17 protein-coding genes are annotated in these 20,899 nt (G+C 49.1%); 6 read left to right on the top strand and 11 right to left on the bottom strand.

What is annotated here, in order from left to right; translation table 11 throughout:
* The first annotated feature begins 9 nt into the window (after positions 1-9).
* Together Q0698_RS00410 and Q0698_RS00415 are read left to right on the top strand one after the other, a co-directional pair.
* Positions 10-1,140, top strand: coding sequence for a PQQ-dependent sugar dehydrogenase (locus Q0698_RS00410; protein ID WP_298632644.1), 1,131 nt, complete (start codon positions 10-12; stop codon positions 1,138-1,140).
* Positions 1,141-1,143: 3 nt separating this feature from the next.
* A complete protein-coding gene (locus Q0698_RS00415) occupies positions 1,144-3,093 on the top strand; it encodes a TonB-dependent receptor (RefSeq protein WP_298632646.1) in 1,950 nt (649 codons plus the stop codon).
* Positions 3,094-3,251: 158 nt separating this feature from the next.
* On the opposite strand, the gene Q0698_RS00420 is transcribed toward Q0698_RS00415, so the two are convergent.
* The 3 genes from Q0698_RS00420 to Q0698_RS00430 all read right to left on the bottom strand — a co-directional run bounded on the left by Q0698_RS00420 (position 3,252) and on the right by Q0698_RS00430 (position 6,743).
* Positions 3,252-4,532 carry a HAMP domain-containing sensor histidine kinase gene (locus Q0698_RS00420; protein ID WP_298632648.1) on the bottom strand — a complete coding sequence of 427 codons (1,281 nt, stop codon included), beginning with the start codon at positions 4,530-4,532 and terminating at the stop codon, positions 3,252-3,254.
* Entirely contained in the window at positions 4,513-5,205 is a 693-nt protein-coding gene (locus tag Q0698_RS00425) for a response regulator transcription factor (RefSeq protein ID WP_298632649.1), read from the bottom strand. The genes Q0698_RS00420 and Q0698_RS00425 overlap by 20 nt, the downstream gene beginning before the upstream one ends.
* Positions 5,206-5,288: 83 nt before the next feature.
* Positions 5,289-6,743, bottom strand: a complete 1,455-nt coding sequence (locus Q0698_RS00430; protein ID WP_298632651.1) for a DUF4397 domain-containing protein — start codon at positions 6,741-6,743, stop codon at positions 5,289-5,291.
* 622 nt (positions 6,744-7,365) lie between these two features.
* On the opposite strand from Q0698_RS00430, the gene Q0698_RS00435 reads away from it, so the two are divergent.
* From Q0698_RS00435 to Q0698_RS00445, 3 genes are all read left to right on the top strand, one after another.
* Positions 7,366-7,665: a hypothetical protein gene (locus tag Q0698_RS00435; RefSeq protein WP_298632652.1), complete on the top strand. Its 300-nt coding sequence runs from the start codon at positions 7,366-7,368 to the stop codon at positions 7,663-7,665.
* 9 nt (positions 7,666-7,674) lie between these two features.
* Entirely contained in the window at positions 7,675-8,133 is a 459-nt protein-coding gene (locus tag Q0698_RS00440) for an arsenate reductase ArsC (RefSeq protein ID WP_298632653.1), read from the top strand.
* 105 nt (positions 8,134-8,238) lie between these two features.
* Positions 8,239-10,143, top strand: coding sequence for a S9 family peptidase (locus Q0698_RS00445; RefSeq protein WP_298632655.1), 1,905 nt, complete (start codon positions 8,239-8,241; stop codon positions 10,141-10,143).
* Positions 10,144-10,234: 91 nt separating this feature from the next.
* On the opposite strand, the gene Q0698_RS00450 is transcribed toward Q0698_RS00445, so the two are convergent.
* From Q0698_RS00450 to Q0698_RS00470, 5 genes are all read right to left on the bottom strand, one after another.
* Positions 10,235-10,855, bottom strand: coding sequence for an LON peptidase substrate-binding domain-containing protein (locus tag Q0698_RS00450; protein WP_298632657.1), 621 nt, complete (start codon positions 10,853-10,855; stop codon positions 10,235-10,237).
* Positions 10,856-10,910: 55 nt separating this feature from the next.
* On the bottom strand, positions 10,911-12,146 hold the full coding sequence (gene kynU, locus Q0698_RS00455; protein WP_298632659.1) for a kynureninase: 1,236 nt from the start codon (positions 12,144-12,146) through the stop codon (positions 10,911-10,913).
* Positions 12,136-13,032: an alpha/beta hydrolase gene (locus tag Q0698_RS00460; RefSeq protein WP_298632661.1), complete on the bottom strand. Its 897-nt coding sequence runs from the start codon at positions 13,030-13,032 to the stop codon at positions 12,136-12,138. The genes kynU and Q0698_RS00460 overlap by 11 nt, the downstream gene beginning before the upstream one ends.
* A gap of 122 nt (positions 13,033-13,154) precedes the next feature.
* On the bottom strand, positions 13,155-13,589 hold the full coding sequence (locus Q0698_RS00465; RefSeq protein ID WP_298632663.1) for a thioesterase family protein: 435 nt from the start codon (positions 13,587-13,589) through the stop codon (positions 13,155-13,157).
* Positions 13,582-14,754: an iron-containing alcohol dehydrogenase gene (locus Q0698_RS00470; protein WP_298632665.1), complete on the bottom strand. Its 1,173-nt coding sequence runs from the start codon at positions 14,752-14,754 to the stop codon at positions 13,582-13,584. The genes Q0698_RS00465 and Q0698_RS00470 overlap by 8 nt, the downstream gene beginning before the upstream one ends.
* 415 nt (positions 14,755-15,169) lie before the next feature.
* On the opposite strand from Q0698_RS00470, the gene Q0698_RS00475 reads away from it, so the two are divergent.
* Positions 15,170-17,611, top strand: a complete 2,442-nt coding sequence (locus tag Q0698_RS00475) for a TonB-dependent receptor (protein WP_298632667.1) — start codon at positions 15,170-15,172, stop codon at positions 17,609-17,611.
* 103 nt (positions 17,612-17,714) lie between these two features.
* Here Q0698_RS00475 and Q0698_RS00480 read toward each other — a convergent pair whose 3' ends face one another.
* The 3 genes from Q0698_RS00480 to Q0698_RS00490 all read right to left on the bottom strand — a co-directional run bounded on the left by Q0698_RS00480 (position 17,715) and on the right by Q0698_RS00490 (position 20,893).
* Positions 17,715-18,689, bottom strand: coding sequence for an NADPH:quinone oxidoreductase family protein (locus tag Q0698_RS00480; protein ID WP_298633480.1), 975 nt, complete (start codon positions 18,687-18,689; stop codon positions 17,715-17,717).
* Between the two features lie 89 nt (positions 18,690-18,778).
* The gene (locus tag Q0698_RS00485; RefSeq protein WP_298632669.1) at positions 18,779-19,957 is read right to left on the bottom strand and encodes an acetyl-CoA C-acyltransferase; all 1,179 of its coding nucleotides are present in this window, start codon (positions 19,955-19,957) and stop codon (positions 18,779-18,781) included.
* Between the two features lie 12 nt (positions 19,958-19,969).
* A complete protein-coding gene (locus Q0698_RS00490; protein WP_298632670.1) occupies positions 19,970-20,893 on the bottom strand; it encodes an SDR family NAD(P)-dependent oxidoreductase in 924 nt (307 codons plus the stop codon).
* Positions 20,894-20,899 lie beyond the last annotated feature (6 nt).

Genomic DNA, 20,899 nt, shown 5'->3' on the forward strand with positions numbered 1-20,899 from the left:
GATATGTCCATGCTACGCCAGATTATGCTCTCTACTTGGGTACTTAGTACCGCAGTACTTGCTCAGCCTCAGCTATCACCGATTCCTAGTGATGTTCCCACCGTGGCTAATTATGACGTTGAGGTACTCGCCGATGACTTCAATCAACCGTGGGGCCTCAGCTTTTTGCCAAACGGTGCGATGCTTGTCGCCGAAAGGAGCGGAAGTGTGCAGTTGCTGAGTAGCGACGGCGCTAGCCGAGTTGTGTTAGAGGGAACTCCTGAAGCATTCGTAAATAGCCAAGCTGGGTTCTTCGAGGCCTTACCTCACCCCGACTTTGCCAACAATCAATGGATCTACCTTAGCTATGCTTGGGGTACTAATGAGGAAAATGGACTGCGTGTTGCCCGCGCTAAACTATCTGGCAACAACTTGATCGAATTAGAGGTTCTTTTTACTGTCAGTCCGCTCAAATCAGGCGGTGCCCACTACGGTGGAAGAATGACTTTCCTTCCAGATGGATCACTGGTGTTCGGCACCGGTGAAGGTTACAACTACCGCGAACATTCGCAGCGTTTGGATAGTCTCATGGGTAAGGTTATCCGTCTTAACGATGATGGCACTGTCCCTTCAGATAACCCGTTTGTAGGTCGTGAGGATGCCCGTGCCGAAATCTGGAGCTATGGCCACCGTAACCCTCAAGGAATTGTTTTTGACACCGAAGCTAACGTGCTCTATGTCCATGAGCATGGTCCGAAGGGTGGTGATGAAATCAACGTGATTGAGCCCGCTCTCAACTATGGTTGGCCTGCTATTACCTATGGTACTGAGTATTCCGGCGCGCAAATCACCCCCTATACCGAGCTCGATGGTATGATACAGCCCATGTTTTACTATGACCCTTCGATAGCGCCTGCTGGCTTCGCCCTTCTGCAGAATTCGCAATTTAGCGCCTGGGATGGGGACTTCTTGATTGCAGCATTAGCGGGTAAGGAACTTCGTCACGTTGATATGGAAAATGGACAAGTCGTTGGCCAGCACCGATTACTCACAGAGCGCGAAGAGCGTTTTCGCGATGTTCGCCAAGGTCCCGACGGTGCGATTTATGTGCTAACTGACTCAAGCGAAGGTAGTTTGCTACGCCTTACACCGGCGCAATAAACTATGTTGAATTTGCTGTTATTGAGCGTCGCTATTGAGGAGGTGGTCATCACAGGAAACCGTGATGGCGAACCTTTAGACAAACTTGCGGCATCAGTCTCCGTGTTATCGGGTGAATCGCTAAACGTTGGGGCAACCACGCGAATAGACCAACTCTTGAATGAAGCAGCGGGAGTTAACCTACAAAACACCAATGGCCAGCAACATCTTACCGCTATTCGCTCCCCTGTTCTGACGTCAGGGGCCGGTCAAGGGAGCTTCCTGTACCTAGAAGATGGACTACCGCTTCGCGCAGCGGCATTTGGCAATGTCAACGCCATGCTAGAATCTAGCTGGGAGTTAGCTGATGGAATTGAAGTATGGCGCGGACCGGGCAGCGCATCGTATGGATCTAATGCCATACACGGCGTCATTAATGTCCGTAATGCACCACAAACCGGTCAGCAATTAAAAGTCAGTTACAGCGACTCATCATCGTCGGTTCACGCCAGATTGAGCTCGGACTCCATTTATCTCAAGGCCTATGGTCTAAATGACGAAGGCTGGAGAGATAGCTCTGGCGCAGAGCAAGCAAAAACCGTTATTGGCGGTAAGATGAGCTCCCTTAACTTAGAAATGGATACGACTCTTGCCGTTCATTCCCTTGATCAACAAACGGCAGGCTTTATTTTTGGTTCTGATGCTTACCTCGACGAGGATTTAATCTATACCAATCCAAATCCCAATGCCTACAGAGAAGTCGACGGATTCCGCCTACGAAGCCAAATTAACATTGGTCGCTCAGGTTTCTCTATAACGCCGTATTATCGCGAAGTTGAAAGTGAGCTGCTCATGCACTTTTTACCTAGCCAAGCCATCGAAAACGCCAAGCAACAGAGCGTTGGCTTCATGTCAAATTACCGAGCTAGCGCTGGCGCCACTAATTTTCACAGTGGCATAGACATAGACGCTACACGCGGCTCACTCCGCGAAGAGCAATTGATACCTGATGTATTTTCATACACTCAGGGGCTGCATTATGACTACCAGGTTGAAACCACTACGGTGGGTTATTTCTTCCAATTGAGTTCCACCCATAAAGAGCGTCTAAATTGGCTGATTGGTATGCGCTACGAGGCCAGCCGCTACGATTATGAAAACTTCATGAGCTCCGGTATTGATGGACGCTTCTATCGTCCTGAGGATAGTGTAAGTACCTTCGAATTGTTCATGCCGAAGTTACGAGTTAACTATCGTCTCAACGAAGAGCAAAATCTGTGGTTTCGCTTAGCTAGAGGTTCCCGCGCGCCGCAGGCAAGCGATCTCTACCGTCTTCAAATTAATCAAACCGGAGGCAGTGCTGGTAAAGAGATTATCGATAGTATTGAGTTTGGTTGGCGCTATAACTTCGCTGACCTATCACTGGCGGCCACCAGCTATGCGATGCGTAAGCGTGGAGTGTTCTTCCGCGATGCTAATGGCTTTAGCGAAGCCGATGGAGAAACTGAACATCTTGGTTTAGAACTCGAAGGCAGCTGGCAGTTAATCGAAGATCTACTGTGGACTGGCAGCATGAGTTACGCAAACCACACGTACGCCTTTACGCGAGAAATATCAGGCGGTCCGAACACTACTGAAACAATTCAGTCTGGTAGTCAGGTAGATACGGCACCAAAGTGGCTGGCAAGTCAGCGCTTACGTTGGCAAATAAATAGCGCTTTAAGCACAGCCTTACACTGGCAGTTGGTAGGTGCTTACTATATGGATGCGAGTAACCAGCACGAGTACGATGGTCACCAACTATGGTCTGCAACAGCGGACTATCAGATTCATCCTGATATCCAACTTTCGCTTGGGGTTGAGAATCTACTAGATACTCGTTACGCGAACAGAGCAGACTACGCCTTTGGGAACGAGCGTTATTTACCCGGCAGGCCCAGGACCGCAACGGTAGGAATTGATTGGCGCTGGTAGGGAATAATTGCCAGCCCGACAATATCATGATTGGCATTTGTTGATAGTGGCTTTGCTCAACATTACGCGCCAAATTCACGGGATCATAAATTAGCTACTAGGGTGACTCGAGTAGACCTTGGTAGCTAAACTGATAGTGACCTTGGCAATCTCTACTATTAGCTAAACTTGACGACTATAGTCGTTCCGGAGCCCTTCACACTGGATACCTCGATGATCCAATCAAACTGATCGCACAGACGCTTTACAATGGATAAACCCACGCCAAATCCAGAACGAGAATTTTCACTTTCCGCCTTCCACGGCTCAAATAGCCCAGGCAGCTTTGCCTCGCTGATGCCGCTGCCCGTGTCAATGACGCTTACCGAGTGATCTTCAACCACAATCGTTACGGCGCCAGCTTCCGTATAGTTCACCGCATTCTTCACCAGATTCGACAGGACAATTTTCACTGCCGATCGTGATGAGTTGATAACCAGCTGTTGTTGATGACGAACGCTGACGATGAGTTTTTCGCTACCGCGAATTTCCTGAAAGGTTCGCGCAATATCATCCACGACCTCATTAATGCTAATAGACTGGTATTCGGTATTCGTCTCCCGCTCTCTCGCTAACATGAGAAACGCATCCGTTAACTCTTCCATATCTAAGCTCGCGCGCTCAATTCGATCAACATGACGTGCTTGTATCGGCGTAATCTCCGAAGTACTGCGTAACATATCTACCGCCATCGCGATCACGGTAATGGGTGTTCTCAGTTCATGACTGGCATCGCGGGTGAACGCTGTCTCACGCTGAATAAAACGTTCATTACGATCAATGAATCGCGCCAGCGTTTCGGCTAATTGCAACACCTCTTGGTCCGCGTAGCTGGGCAAATTTTGTGCGGAGATTGACGCTGATTTCGGTCGTTTTGGATCCAGTTTGGCCACGGCATTGGCAAGCACCTGCGTGGGTGAGATGGTTCGCCGAGCGATGAGGTAGGAAGCCCAGAGTGCGAGGTATAATACTAGTAATACGCAGGCTAAAGGCAGGATACCATAGAGGGCAATTAATCCATCAACGCCTGAACGATTAAACAATAGCACCAGACGTTGCTCGCCGCGTTGCTCTAAAAAGACGGCGTTAAATTGCGTTCCACCGAGCTCGTGGTAGCCTTCAAGTTCGGTAATCACACCTGGTGGTACTTGCCCCTCATCACGAGGGAGTATATAGCCGGTAAGATTCAACGAGTTAGCCATAGGAGCTTCAGGCGAGCGCTCTAGCATGGCCCAATAATGCGCGGATTCTCGCTTTAGTGCTTCTTCAACTAACACATTCGATAACAGCCAATTCGTTACCCAGAGTCCCAGGAGAGCAGCCAGCGAAATAGCGCCTGCCTGCAGGAGGAAGTTTACAAAGAGTCGCTTACCCAGCGATTTAGGTTGTCGAATCGACAATGCGGTAGCCTCCAGCCGTGCTGTGTTGAATTAGTTTGTCTTTAAAGGGCCTGTCTAAGGACTTACGCAGAGCATAGATATGCGAACGCAACGCATCACTATCGGGCCTATCCTCACCCCATAACTCACGCTCTAGAGCGTCGCGTTTTACAAAGGCCGGCGAAGCTTGCATCAACCTCGCCAAGATCTGATAGCCCGTAGGAGTCAATCCGATACGTTCGCCATCTCTAGTCACCGTCATTTGCTCGAGGTCGAAGCTGACATCTCCACAGCGCAATACTAATTCACTCTCATTAAGCTGTAGTCGACGCGATAATGCATTAACTCTCACTTCTAATTCACGCATTGCGAAGGGTTTTACCAGATAGTCATCGGCACCCGCATCAAAACCAAGAATTTTATCATCCAAGGAGTCACGTGCCGTCAACATAATTACTGGCGTAGTCTTCTTTGCCACGGTACGTAATTGTTTGCATAGCTCAATTCCGTTTAGCCCTGGTAAAGACAGATCCAGCACCATCACTTCAAAATCTTGGGTTACGGCCAAATGAAGTCCTGTTACACCGTCCGCGGCATAATCAACGGAATAACCTTTAGAGGTCATATAATCCACGATCATCTCAGCAATATCTTGATGATCTTCAACCACCAGCAAGCGTTTATTTTGAACCATAATTCTTCCGACCGTTATAACAACGGCCGAGACGAAAACGCCTCAGCCGTGTTATTAGTTCAACGATGAGTGAAACCGTTCTATTAGTTACTTAGAACAATAACACCAAAGTCAGTGAGTTCGCCAGCTGCTGGCTCAGAAGGGCCGCGAGCGATAACAGTTGATACACTACCACCATCAAGCTGCACACCTTCTAGATTAATCGCAACCATTCCACCTGCAACAACGCGAATATCGTAGGATCCCGGTGTCACCGCCACGTAATCAGTGATGCTACCGAAGGTAAATTCATCCAGTAATGGATCACCCGCTGCCTGGCTTTCAACTTCGACAACAGAAAAGTCTCCTGCCGCCGTCACGAAGACGTCAACGTCACCAGCCGCCGGAGCACCGTGGACGACTTTTACACTTGCCTGAGTTGCAATCGCGCGATTTGAGTCACCCGTTGGCAGTAAGGTAAAGGCTGGTGATGAAGTAACTCGACCGGTTGCAATCACACTATATTCCATACCCGCTTCGAGTGTTACGGTACCTGAGGTGAATACAGAACCCCCTACACCAGCACCATCTGGCGAAACATCGAAGACATAGTCGCCACCTGGAACACCTGCATAGTTGCCCATTTCTGGGAACTTATCGGTGTAGTCAAAGCTAGCGATTAGCTCAGCAGGCATATCGCCTAAGGCTGCAGAGGTAGCCCAAACTTCAACGGCGCCTCCCGCTGCGGCAGCGGCATCGGGAGAAGCATGGACAACGCGAGCACCAGCACTTGTTGATGCATCGCGAATCTCAACTGCATCGGTATCGTTCGCAACTAACAATTTAACGGGAGAAGCGTCCGACTCAACCTGATTTTCCGCAGCAATTGCGGTCACTTGTAATTTCTGACCTGCAAATCCACTTAGATCAACCGTTCCAGAATCAAATACTACTGAGCCATCGACTGCTGCTCGAATTCGTACTTCGCCTGCCGCCACAGCACCAACATCGATAGAGTCCTTGAATGCAAAGTTAAAGGCGGGCGACATATTGGTGATATCATCGTTTGGCGCTGTTAGGAAGATGTCGACGGCCGGTGCCATCGGCGCAGCATGGGTGACAACTAAACTAACCTGACTTGCATCCGGCATTGCTTCAGAAGCGGCGACAACAAGCGGCTCAATATCAGCAACTGCGCCCACGGCAATCACGGTTGTCATAGCATCTTCGTCAATGGCGAAGCCGTCAACATTAATAACTTCTGCATTACCGCCTGGGATGATGCCCTCGACAGCGATGTCATAGCTGCCTACTTCAAGTGAAGCGAAGCCTGAGCTCTCGGCATAATCTAGCTCTGTAACGGCCGCATCACCATTTACTAAAATGTTTACTGCTGGGGCATCCGGTGAAGCATGAATAACACGGATACCTCCAAAAGTTGGATCAACGACAACTTCTGACGTGTCGTCATCATCGTCATTACAACCACTTAGAACGGCCATTGATGCAATGACGGCAGTAGCAATGAGTTTTTTCGGAAATGTAAATTGTTGTTTCATGAGAACCCCCTTTGAGTGAGGATTGCAATATCTATCAGCGCCAGTGAAGAGTGCGTCAATAGAGCGTGAAGAACGCGTGAATATTCGTAATCTACTTAGCCATTTAGCTATAAAAACGTTACGCACATCACAATTTTTCGTATTTCAAATACACTTTTTGTGATAGTTGAACGCTCATCACCATCGTTGAGGGGCAATAAACCTTCGTTTGACTAACAATCAGCCATTAATACTAACCCAACTGATAACCTTGCTTAGTAGTTGATTAAGTATCGCCACCAGAACGGGTAGCGAATCTCAATTCGTGCTCTCCGTATTGCTAATTATGAGTATACTGTTAACTAGGCTATTATTTCGGCTGCTATTTAGGCTGAAAGTTCTAATTCTGCTATGGTTGAAAGAGCTGATTCTTTCAATGAAAGGTTCAATACCAGCGGAGGATCGCTATGTTCAAGCAAAGCGGTCGGCTTAACGACAATTTATGTAAGCCTTGTTTAACGCTAGCCTGATCTCAGGCATCGGAGTGGTTGATCTAGCTTAGGAAGATAGATATAAATTCTTGGCGTCACTAGTATTGGCTGATAAAATTAACTCGCAACAAACTTAAAGGAAGCATAGCACTATGACGAAGAACATGATTAAACCCACTATCTATGTGGTCGCGTTAACGGCACTAGTCGCCATCACCGGTTGTTCTGCAAAGGTTGATGGTCGTACCGCTTGTGCGAATAGTGTGGACGCAGCGTGGAATGCGCTGAATATTGCCGAAACTGCGGGATTCTCGGGTAGCGTCAGTTACTCTAAAGCAGCCTCCTTAATTACTGCCGCTAAGTTCCAGCAAACGATCGATCGTTTCGATAGTTGTATCGATAAGGCACAGCGCGCCAGCGCCTATGCCGCAGCAGCGCAGCGTGGTGAGTAACGATTTCCCATGAAGCTGTTAATCGTTTGTACGCATAATCGCTGTCGAAGCATTCTGGGTGAAGCTATTGCGTCTGAAATACTCGCTCCTAACATCGATGTTCAATCCGCAGGAAGCGAGCCCGAAGGAAAAGTTCATCCTCTTTCACTCAAATACTTGGCGCAGCGCGGCTACTCAATTACAGGTCTCAAAAGCAAATCTTGGGATGTCATGGAAAATTGGAAGCCAGATATCATTATCACCGTGTGTGATAATGCCGCCAATGAGGCTTGCCCTATCATTTTTGGGCCTGCCGAGAAGGTGCATTGGGGCTTAGTAGACCCGTCAAAATCCATCTCAGATAGCGAGTTCGCATTTATGCAAACTATTGACCTGTTGGAGAATCGTTTCCGGCGTGTAAAAGAGGCGTTTTCACCTGAGCTAAGTGCTCAAGAACTGGCCTCTATGCTCCGCGAACTCCATCAATGAGAGTATATCGGCAAGTTTAACGTGCACTGAAAGTAAACCGCTTCACATATCTATGACTCTAACCCTATACTCGTATGAAACGGTTCATTCAGACAGGGAGATCATATGAACGCCTATTGCGCCACATTACTCAGTGCCGGGCTAATCGGCACTTTATTTCTCGGCGGTTGTTCTTCGTCGGAGGAGCCACTTCCACCCTCGGTCGAGTTTGCTAACTATAGCGCCGAAGAATTTTACCAGACAACCACTCAGTTTGGCGCGTCTATCAATGCCGCAGCCAATTCGGTCCTGACTACTTCCGATGCCTCGGGTGTTTTCAACGTTTATCGCCAGCCTCTTGATGGTTCGCCAGCAACTCAACTTAGCTTTTCGACTACCGACGCTATCATGGGTATCTCATGGTTTCCTGAAGACGACCGAGTCCTCTACAGCGCAGATAGCGGTGGTAATGAGCTCAATCACTTATATGTTCTCTCTGAGGATGGTACGGTGACAGATTTAACCCCTGGTGAGAATCTGAAGGCCAGATTTATGGGGTGGTCTCACGATAAGACCGCTTTATATGTTGCCACGAATCAGCGTGACCCCAGTGCCTTTGACCTTTATAAGGTTACTCTCAGCAATTTTCAAAGCGAACTCATATTCCAAAATGATAAGGCATTAAGCCTCGAGGCCGTGAGTGCTAATGGGCAGTTTGTCGCCATCATAGAAGCGATAGGTAACACTGACAGCGCACTCTATTTGGTCAATCTTGCTCAGGGTGGTAATCGTATGCGCAAGGTCAGCGAGCATGAGGGCGCTGTGAGCTATGGTGTCTTCAGTTTCGGACCGGATAGCAAAAATCTCTATTACTCAACGAATAGACATGGAGAGTTTGTTCAGGCCTGGCGCCTTGAGCTTCGCGCTCTTACCCATCATGTCTACTACACAGCAGACTGGGACGTCACTACCATTCGCTTCACAGGTGAGGGGCGATATCGAGTAGCGGCAATCAACGAGGATGCCGCCAGGCGAGTGGTCATGCGTGACTTGGAAACCGACCGACGCGTAGAAATCCCCAATCTGCCTGATGGCAATATATCGGGTTTTGAGGCCTCAGCCGATGGTCAGGTAATGACCTTTTATGCCGAGTCTGATACGTCACCGTCTAACCTCTATGTCTATCAAGCCGATACAGAATCTCCTATTGCCATCAGCGCCAACTTAAACCCTGACATTGCGGTCGAAAATTTAGTGGCCAGCGAGGTTGTGCGTTTTAACAGCTTCGACGGCCTCGCCATACCGGGCTTGTTATATAAGCCTATTAACGCCTCGCCGAACAATCGAGTTCCCGCAGTGATTTGGGTACATGGCGGTCCGGGTGGACAAAGTCGAATTGGCTACAATCCAATGATTCAGCATCTTGTTAACCATGGTTACGCTGTATTCTCTGTTAATAACCGAGGTTCATCCGGTTACGGGAAGACCTTCTACCACCTTGATGATTTGCGCCATGGCGAGGATGATTTGCAGGACATTGTCTTTGGTAAGAAGCATCTGCAGACCCTAAATTGGGTAGACCGTAACCGTATTGGCATCATGGGTGGAAGCTACGGCGGCTACATGACGATGGCCGGCATGGCATTCACTGACGAGTTTGCGGTAGGGATTAATATTTTTGGCGTCACCAACTGGGAACGGACACTAACGAGTATTCCGCCGTGGTGGGAAAGCTTTAAATCATACCTCTATGCTGAGATGGGTGACCCGGCAACGGACATGGAACGCCTGCGTCGTATTTCGCCTCTTTTCCACGCGGATCAGATCAGTGGCCCTATATTGGTGGTTCAAGGTGCTAATGATCCGCGAGTCCTTCAAATTGAAAGCGACGAAATGGTGGCTGCTATTCGCGCCAACGACGTTCCTGTGGAGTATCTTCTATTTCCTGATGAAGGTCATGGGTTCCGCAAGAAGGTCAACCGTATAGCTGCATCGGAAGCCTATTTGAACTTTTTGAATGAGTATCTTTAACAGAAATTTAAAGCGCTTGTTAACTACCTCTCCCAATCCAATTAACGGCACCATAATGAGTGCCGTTACTTCTTTATTTAGCTAAAATGATCTAGCTAATGCGATCCAAAATATCGTCCAATAGCTGTAGTCGCTGAATAGGTGTCGGCAGTTCTAAGGCATACTGGAGGTAATCCGGCTCAAGCTGAAAGAACTGATATAGATCGAAGCTAGCGTCAACGGCATTCTTTTCCTGCCACTCTGGCGTCCTCAAAACCTCTCGAAGTTGCAGTTCACTGTCAAAAAGTTCGCAAAGTCTCGCGATTAAACGCGCCTTGAGACCGTCCGCTTCGACGAAATCAAATGCCTCGTCTTTGAGTTCCTCACAACGCACTAAACGATAGGGAATTTCCTGCTGCACATCTAAAAGCCTATAACGCGTTGAACAATCCACCATCACCGTCATTCGACCATCTTCAAAGGTTTGCAGGATCTGCACCTTACCGCCGGTGAACACCGAACATGGTTCAAAGGTATTCTGATTGGCTAGGGCGCTTTCTGGAACACGGGAACTTTTGAGCGGACGTTTAGTATGACTCACCGCTAGCGGAATATCATTTGCCACGCAGTCAGAAATCATCTTTCGATAGCGGGGTTCAAAGACATGCAGCGGACAAAGGCTATTCGGCAAGATGACCTGTCCAGGGATGGGGAAGAGCGCTAAAACCGACATACTCATTACCTAAAAATGTGTGACCCTGATTATACGTGATGCCTCGCCAATTCGATCATGTCACCAATGATCGCTGGTTATTGCCGCTTTGAATTGCTTCGCCCGCTGCTAAACTTTGTACAATTTGATCAACCGCAAAGTCCATATCTTGAAAACTCAGATAGAGCGGCGAAAAGCCAAAGCGGAGAATATTGGGCGCACGGAAGTCTCCCACAACACCTCGTTTAATAAGCGCCTGACACAGACCGTACGCATGCTCATGTTCGAATGCTAGTTGACTGCCCCGCTGTGCTAGATTCTTTGGACCCACGAGGTGCAGTGCCGACGTCTCTGAGTGCTGAGCTAATTTATTCAGAAAGAACGCCATAAGGGCTAGTGATTTTTCACGGAGCTGCTCCACACTCACCTCATCATAAAGCGTTAACGCAGCCTCTACCGCAGACATCGAAATTACCGCCTGGGTACCGCAGAGAAATTGAGCGATGCCTTCGTGGGCTTCATAATCTGGCGAAAAATCAAAGGGATTGCGATGTCCAAGCCAGCCCGACAAAGGCTGCTCTAAACTACCGAGGTGTCGCTTCGCTGCATAGATAAACGCTGGCGCACCCGGTCCGCCATTCAGAAATTTATAACTACAACCCACCGCGAAATCAACATTGCAATCGTCGAGCGCGATAGGAACAATGCCCGCCGAATGCGCTAAATCCCAGACCACCACAATACCCAAGTCATGAGCAGCTTGCGTGATAGCTTTCATATCTAAAAGCCGGCCAGTTCGAAAATTCACCTGGGTCAGGACAAGCACCGCAATTTCGTCATTCAAACTAGTGAGGATATTCGCCTCATCACAGCTCACTAACTCACAGCGCCCAGCCATGAGCTTACTCAAGCCCTCTACCATATAGCGATCCGTAGGAAAGTTATCCGCTGTGGTCAACACTTTCTTCCTTCCCTGAGATAAGCTGAGCGCGGCAGCGATAGCCTTAAAGAGGTTAATAGAAGTGCTATCACAACAGACAATTTGACCTGGTCCTGCGCCGAGAATTCTCGCGAGCTGATCGCCAATTCTTAGTGGCAGGTCAATCCAACCATGTTTGTTCCAACTGGCAATTAAATCGGGCTGCCACTGCTGACTCACTACCTCTTGTAATCCCTCAGCGACTCGCGAAGATACCGGGCCCAACGAATTACCATCTAAATAGCAAGTTCCTTCCGCTAGCAGGAATTCACGGCGATAGTTGCGAAGCGGGTCTGACTGATCAAGGCGGACGGCCTCATCACTACTGATCATGTAAATGCTCCTTTGCCAGCTTTAAAAAGCTATGGAAAGTGGGGGTATTGGGGTGCAGTACATCAAAATGACCCGCTTTAGGAATCGTTTGCGTGCCCACGGAATCCAGTAGCGAATACTCGCGCTCTACGATGACGTCGTCAGCACTGAGAATGAGCGTCACCTCGCTACTTAACGCCAATTGTGAGGGATCGGCTGCTTGGTAGGCCTCGGGCTTATCGACTGGCTGCCCGCCCATAAACAAAGGCGTTGCCATCTGACAGCTATTATTGCCCCCAGCATAATCAACGAGATGACTAATTGGCGCTAGACCGACTATCTGTTCAAACTGACTCGCAAGTTTGGGTTCAGCGCTGACGAGCAATGCCAAGTGGCCACCTGCGGAATGCCCAGCTAGGATAGCGCGGTCGAGATTAATCTGCTCGGTAAAGTCTCCCATTGCTGCAATGGCTAACTCTACGTCCAGTAATGAATTTGGCCATCCACCGCCCTGCTCTCCAGCGCGTCGATATTCAATGCTCCACACTGCGAAGCCTTCGTCTACCAATGCACTAGCCATGGCATTCGCGTGGGATAAATCGTACTCAGCTAACCAGCAGCCGCCATGAATAAAGACAACCACTGGCGCTTGCGACATATCGTTCGGCTGCCACCATTCCACAAACTGGGACGGGGATTCACCGTATCTAACCAACGTAGGCTGATGCGTAACATCCAAACTCAATACATCGCCAAAGCTGACGTTGCTAACCGAGTTGTCGGTTGAAACTAAAGTAGCTTCGACTGGCGTGACGTGAGCATCGGAGGTCGGGGTTGCGAGTGCAATAACTCCCACGCTCGAAAGCAAGATGGCGAGAAGTAGTAACAAGGTATTTTGCAGATTCATAGTGCTTTCACTGAAATTATTTGATTTCAGCGTAACAGAGTAGACCATGCAGTTCGTCCGCATATTCCACAATAAGCTAGCAGGCTCTAGAAATGAAGTTCGACCTAGGCCTGCGTGGGATTTTAGACCAACGCCGCCAATAGCGCCTCTCTCATTTGGCCCTCAATAGGCTGTGGTTTCTCTGTCTCGCGATCCACAAATACGTGGGTCATGGTGCCATGCGCACAGGCTTCGTCCTCACCCTGCTTAAAAATAGCCACGCCATATTCAACGGATGAGTTGCCTAGACGATTTACCCGAAAGCCGCCTTCAATAGCATCTGGGAAGGCGATAGAACGGTGGTAGGCGCAGGACGATGACACGATATAACCAATAACCGGACTGAGCGTAGGCTGAAAGCCACCACGCTCAATAAGGTAGCCGTTGGCCACCGTGTCAAAGTAGGAATAATAGGTAACGTTATTCACATGCCCGAACATGTCATTATCCATCCAACGCGTGCTGATGGGAGCAAAGTAGTGGTAGTCACTTCGAGTAGGGATTGGGGCTTTAGCCATTGTTAATACCTGTTAGTGCAGCGTGATAAATATTCAGCGCATCGGCCAATGTCACGTCTACTGGATTATTGATAAGAAGTCGTGTCTGTAACATCGCGTCTTCCGCCAACTGAGGGATATCCTCAGCGCTAATGCCCATGTCGCTCAACTTAGTTGGAATCCCTAGCGCTAGAATAAGCTGTTCCATTGAGCTAATGAAGTTAGCGCATGACGCCGCTGAATTCTCTCCAGGCTTGGCATCCGCTAAGCAATCGTTAAGCTCCGCATACCAATGCTCAGCGGCTTCAGCATTAAAGCGCAACACATGAGGAAGTACCAACGAGTTACATAGGCCGTGGGGAATATGGAATCGCCCTCCAAGTGGATAGGCAAGTGCGTGAACCGCGGCAACGGGCGAGTTAGCAAACGCCTGACCAGCCAAGCAAGCTCCTAGCAACATATTCTGCCGGGCAACTAAGTTCCCACCGTTAAACGTGGCCTCATAGATGTTTGCCGACAATAGTCGTAATGCCTCGCGTGCCACCATATCTGAGTAGGGATTCTTTTTATGCACGCTGGTGAAAGCTTCAATGGCATGAACCATCGCGTCAATACCCGTTGCCGCTGTGACGTGTGCTGGTAAGCCAATAGTGAGATTGGCATCCAGCAGCGCCACATCCGGATACAACAGCTTGGATACCACACCAGACTTAGTCGTTTCACCGGTGGTAACAATGGCCACCGCCGTTGCCTCAGAACCCGTTCCGGCAGTAGTTGGAATCAATACCAATGGGAGACGCGGCCCTGTTGCATTATCAATGCCGTAGAGGTCGCTGAGTGATTGCTCTGAGTGCACCAATAGCGCCACCAGCTTCGCCGTATCGAGTGAGCTACCGCCACCAAAACCAACAATCCCGTCAGCGCCCGCTGCAATCGCGGCCTCTACTGCAGCCATAACTAGGTGATCAGGCGGATCAGCCACTACGTCACTGAAGACACCATAAGCCATCGCTTTTGCTGCCATCGATTCATCAAGCTGAGCTAACAGCCCTACGCTAACAATGCCTGGATCGGTAATGATGTAGGGTTTGTTAATGCCTAGATTGGCACAAATCTCAGGCAATCGCGCCAGCGAGCCCGGCTCGCTGATAATCTGCTTAGTCGTAGTAAATTCAAACGCTGTCATCGCCTATTGACCCCTCTAAATTGGACGAAAAAGGTTAACAACTGAAGTCATATCATCATGTCGCTTAGGCGACTTGTCTAGTGTGTTTGCACCGTAAAGGGACACCTGTTCTCCGCCTCTGAAATGCACTAAGAATGAAACTCTACTAACTACATTGAGATTGTTTCAATAAATTTAGCCACGCTGTCGCTTTTGTGACAGGGTGACTAAGTTGCAAAAGCTACGATATGCTTATCTAGCGCACAAGACGCTAGTTGTTACGATTTAATAACAATAACAAATGACGTAGATTCACCGGTTTAGTTTCACCTAATTTAGTCATGCCTACTACTTTTCGCGGATCCGTAGGTAGCACTGAGAGCCATTAAAAATAGCCGAGTTTCTTCGCCTTAACTACCACATCTAGGGGTACGCTATGGACAAGTCTAATACTTATAATCAATTCAACCGAGCTATTTTAGCAACGGCAATTGGTGCAGCATTATCTTCAACAGCAGTCGCGCAGGAAACTGAAAGCGGTGCTCGTAATATCATGATGGAAGAAGTTGTGATTACCGCGCAAAAGCGCGAAGCATCACTCACTGATACGCCTATCGCTGTCACCGCCCTTGGCTCTGAGCAGATGCAAGGCCTCGGTATCAATACACCGCAAGACGTTGCTGCCTTCACGCCAAGCATGTCTTACCAGGAAGAAGCTGGTGGCGGTGAAGGTAATCGTATCTACCTTCGTGGTATTGGTCGTGAGACGAACTCCCTAGGCACAGAGCCTGGCGTTGGTATTTACAACAACGGCTTCTACACCACTGAATCATCAGTCCTTGCCTCTGCGCCAGATCGTGTAGAACGTATCGAGGTACTTCGCGGACCTCAAGGCACTTTATACGGCCGCAACACCACCGGTGGCGCAATCAATGTTGTTGCCAAGCGTCCTGGTGAAGAATTCGACGCGGCTGTTCGCTTAGAAGCCGGCAGTTATAACAAACAGAAGGCTTCCTTTACCGCTAGCGGCCCAATGACCGATGACTTCGGCTTCTTGGTTCACTATAGTAAGAATACTCAAGATTCCTTCTACACAAACGTTTCTGGTGCCGACCCAATTGGCGCAGACGAAGAGTACTATGAGGCTCAACTTCAGTGGAATATCAGCGATAGCATTGATTGGAATGTCCGCTACTTCGGCGGAAGCGTTGAAAACGAAACTTTGTCAATGCAGCTTCAGGACGAATATCGTAACCTAGCGAATGATCCGCTAGCCCCTCACCGCCTTGGTGCACTGATTGTAAACCCTGAGTTGTTTGCTCCCCTATCAAGCAACCCTTCGCAAGACGATCCGTTTACCATTAGCTCGGACTTCCAAGGTAAAGTCGCTATTGATGACCAGAACGCCTACCAGTCAACACTGACTATGGACTTTGAAGGCGTAACGGTAAAACTTCTAAACGGCTACCAAGAGTTCAGCTGGTACAGCGAGAAGGATGAGGACGGCACCGCCAGCCTAATCTCGACCGTTGAAAAGATTGGTCAAAATGACAAGACTCAGCAACACGAGATTCAGTTCATCTCTAACGGCGAAGGTAGTGTTGAATGGGCTACCGGATTGTTCTACTTTAATTCGGAAAACAGTCAGCCTTATGCTCTTGCTGATGCCAACAACCCATACCTTATTAATGCGTTAAACCCTGCTGCCGGTTATGCGCCAGTGGGCAACCCAGATGGGAACTTCTACTACCAGAACGGTGAGATTGAAACCACTTCGATGGCAGCCTACGGTCAATTAGACTGGCATGCGACTGACGCCTTAACCTTAACTGCTGGTCTTCGATACAGCAAAGATGAGAAAGTTGCCTCGGAACAGCAACAGGTGATCTACGATTCAGGACTGTGTCACGGTTTTGTGGACGCGTTAATTCCGTCATTTGTTTTCGGTGGTAACCCATACGCTGATCCGTGCGCAAACGGCGCTATCAGCCCAGCCATTCCTAACCGTATCGGCCTACTTGTAGGCGGCGGTTCTGCAGAACATGACGCAGAATGGGATGCTATTAACTGGCGCTTTAATGCAGCCTACGACCTAAGCGATAGCGCTATGGTCTACGGTTCGGTTTCAACAGGTTACAAGCCAGGCGGTTTCCGTCTTGGTGGTTTGCAAGACGACCCTACAACGCCAGAAAATGAAACCATTGTTGATAACGAAGAGCTTACTGCCTTCGAAGTTGGCTATAAGGCTCGCTGGGGAGAAAGCTTTGACATTAGCGCCGCCGCTTTCTATTACGACTACACGGACATGCAAGTTGAGCTATTCCAACTCAACCCTGCCACCGGTATCGTTGAAGATAAGTTAACCAACGCTTCTGATGCATCAATCATGGGCCTTGAATTAGAAACTACTTGGGCGGCAACGGACAATCTAACGCTTCTTGCTAACTACTCGTATCTTGAGAGTGAAGTGGGTGATGAGCTGTACATTGACGTGAAAACCAACACGCAACGTGACGTTGGTGGCAACGAACTTAACCGCACGCCAAATAACAAAGCAACAATTGCTGGTTTCTATGTTCAACCGCTCAGCGCTGGTGACATCGTATTGAGTGCTAACTACGCTTATACTGGCAGCCAGTACGTGAGCATCTTCAATGATCCTAGCGAACAGGTTGAATCATACTCAACCGTATCGGCTCGCGTTGCTTGGCAGCCAGCCAGCGACGCTTACGAAGTCAGCCTATTTGGCGCTAACCTAACGGATACCGTTAGTTTCGCCAACGGCTTGGCGGTAAGTGGTGTTGATGATGGCGTACGTACCTACGGCCGTTCAATCGCTCCGCGTACCTACGGCCTAGAGCTAGCCATCTTCTTCTAAGAAAACTCGCTCTAGTAGAACAAAAGGCCAATCAGAAATGATTGGCCTTTTTTGTATTGAGCTGTTTTAAGCTAACCCGACTTACGAAAGCGTAACATCCTACCTAAGGCGTAATCACCACTTTACCCATTGCTTGGCGATTCACTAAAAGATTAAAGGCATCCACCGTATCGGCAAGACTATAGGTATTGGTCACTAACGGCGTTAATTGACCCGCTTCAACCATCGCTAGGAGCTCGAGGTGATTTTGTTTTGCAGCGAGAGGATCTCTTCCTGCCCAAGCACCCCACCAAACACCCATTATTGACGAGCCTTTTACTAAGGTCAGGTTAGCCGCAAATTCAGGAATATCCCCCGATGCAAAACCAATAACTAGATACCGTCCTTCCCACCCCGTGGAACGCAATGCTTGCTGCGCTAAGTCTCCGCCTACCGGGTCGTAAACTACGTCCACACCCTTTCCAGCTGTAAGCGCTTTAACACTATCCTTGAGGTTCTCAGTAGCGTAATTAACAAGATGATCCGCACCAACCGATTTAGCAAAAGCGAGCTTCTCATCGGAGCTTGCGGCCGCAATGACAGTTGCGCCCATCGCCTTCGCTATTTCAATACAGGTCACGCCAACACCCCCAGCAGCTCCTAATACCAATACTGTCTCACCCGGTTGTAACTTGGCACGTTGCTTTAGCGCATAGTAGGACGTGGCGTAGGTGATGGTGAAGCCAGCAGCTTGCTCAAAGCTCATATTGCTAGCCATAGGTTGAACCTCAGTACTCGGCACCACGCAATATTCAGCGAATGCCCCACCAAGAGGCGTCACAATGACACGATCGCCCACTGTCCAGTCGGTTACGCCCTCGCCAATCCCCGCGACGATCCCACTCGCTTCGCCGCCTGGTATATAAGGTGTGGGCGGTTTAATTTGATATTTACCCTGAACCACTAGGGTGTCGGGATAATTGACTCCCGCCGCCTTAATCTCAACCAGAACTTCACCCTTGCCGACATGCGGTGTATCAACCTCTTCTAACTTCAGGTTTTCAATCGGGCCAAGTTCATTACATACAATCGCTTTCATCATTATTTACCTCGTTATTATTGTAATTCCTGGTAGCAAATACGAAAAAAGGCGCCTATCGGCGCCTTTTTCAAACCAAATAGATCGGTTTATAGTACTTCAAATAAGCCTGCTGCGCCCATACCACCACCAACACACATGGTGATGACAACGTATTTAGCTCCGCGACGCTTGCCTTCAATTAGCGAGTGACCCACCATACGAGCACCACTCATACCGTATGGGTGTCCGATTGAGATAGCGCCGCCGTTGACGTTCAGCTTCTCCATTGGAATACCTAGCTTGTCAGCACAGTACAGAACCTGTACAGCAAAAGCTTCGTTCAGTTCGAACAAGCCGATATCATCCACAGTCAGACCATGCTGCTTAAGTAGCTTAGGAACAGCAAATACTGGACCGATACCCATCTCGTCTGGCTCACAACCCGCTACCGTCATACCAACGTAACGGCCTAGCGGAGTTAGACCACGTTGCTCAACCAACTTAGCTTCCATCAATACTGACGCCGAAGCGCCGTCAGACAACTGACTGGCGTTACCCGCAGTGATCACACCACCATCAAGCACGGTACGAAGTGTTGAAAGGCCTTCTAGCGTGGTAGCGCGTAGACCTTCATCGGCTGCACAGGTGACTTCGTGGTAGCTAACTTCTTTAGTTTCGCGATCCATGACAGCTTTAGTGGTTGTCATTGCTGCGATTTCATCCGCATAGGCACCCGCTTCATAGGCCGCTGCAGTGCGCTGTTGGCTCAACAAACCGTATTCGTCTTGGCGCTCGCGTGAAATGCCGTAGCGCTGAGACACAATTTCAGCAGTCTGCAACATAGGCATGTAGATATCTTTATGCATCGCAACCAGATTCTTATCTACAGCCATATGCGTGTTAACGTGCTCGTTCTGAACCAAGGAGATTGACTCAAGGCCGGCACCAATGGTGACATCCATGCCGTCATGAATAATCTGCTTAGCTGCCGTAGCAATAGACATTAAACCAGAAGAACACTGACGGTCTAAAGACATACCACTTACCGAGGTAGGGAGTCCGCCAGCCAACGCAGCTAAGCGACCGATATTTAAACCAGTTGTACCCTGCTGCATTGCACAACCCATGATGACGTCTTCAACTTCAGCACCATCAATACCAGCTCGCTCTACCGCATGCTTAATTGCGTGGCCGCCTAGTGTTGGCGCAGTCGTCATGTTGAACGCACCGCGGTACGCTTTACCAATCGGCGTACGTGCCGTTGAAACAATTAGTGCATCTCTCATGATCGTCTCCTATTAACCTAGCTCAATGCCAAGGCTCTTTGCCGCTTTGGCAACGAATTTGTTAGTTTGCATCCAGCCCGCTTTCAGTTCTTGCTGATTGCTAGCATCGTCAATTTTTTCCCAGTTAGCCAAAACGTTTTCTGGTGTTTGCTCTTCTGGAGTCAGGTAGATACCGTCGGTTTCGTATACAACGGTACGTGCGTAGCCACCCGCTCCCGCGCAGAGAATACTGCGGTTAGGGCCATCTTCAGCGACTAGCGCAACCAAACCAGCGGTTACTGATTCAGGCGTCATGAGATCGAGTACACGCTGATCGGGAATAATATCTTCGGTCATACGTGTTGCAGCAGTTGGCGCCAGGCAGTTGGTCTTGATGCCGTACTTTTCACCTTCGATACAAAGCGTATTCATGAAACCAACGACGGCCATTTTAGCAGCACCGTAGTTAGTCTGGCCGAAGTTGCCGTAAAGGCCAGAAGACGACGAAGTCATGACGATTCGACCGTAGTTTTGCGCCTTCATGATGTCCCAAACAGCCTTGGTGCAGTTTGCAGCGCCCATCAGGTGTACGTCTACGACAAGGTCAAAGTCTTCAATCGGCATCTTGCCGAATGACTTATCGCGAAGGATACCGGCGTTGTTCACTAGGATATCAATTCGACCCCACTTCGCCATAACCTGTTCGACCATTGCTTGGACTTCATCAAACTTAGCAACGTTAGCGCCGTTAGCCATTGCTTCGCCACCAGCGGCTTCGATTTCAGCCACTACAGCAAGTGCTGCATCAGAAGAAGCACCACTTCCGTCGCGTGCGCCACCTAGGTCATTAATTACAACCTTTGCGCCACGAGCAGCTAATGCCAACGCGTGACAACGACCTAAACCGTTACCCGCACCCGTTACAATGGCCACTTGGCCGTCGAATCGAATTGTCATATTCAT

Origin of the sequence: uncultured Umboniibacter sp., assembly GCF_947497555.1 — a bacterium.
Lineage (GTDB): Bacteria > Pseudomonadota > Gammaproteobacteria > Pseudomonadales > DSM-25080 > Umboniibacter.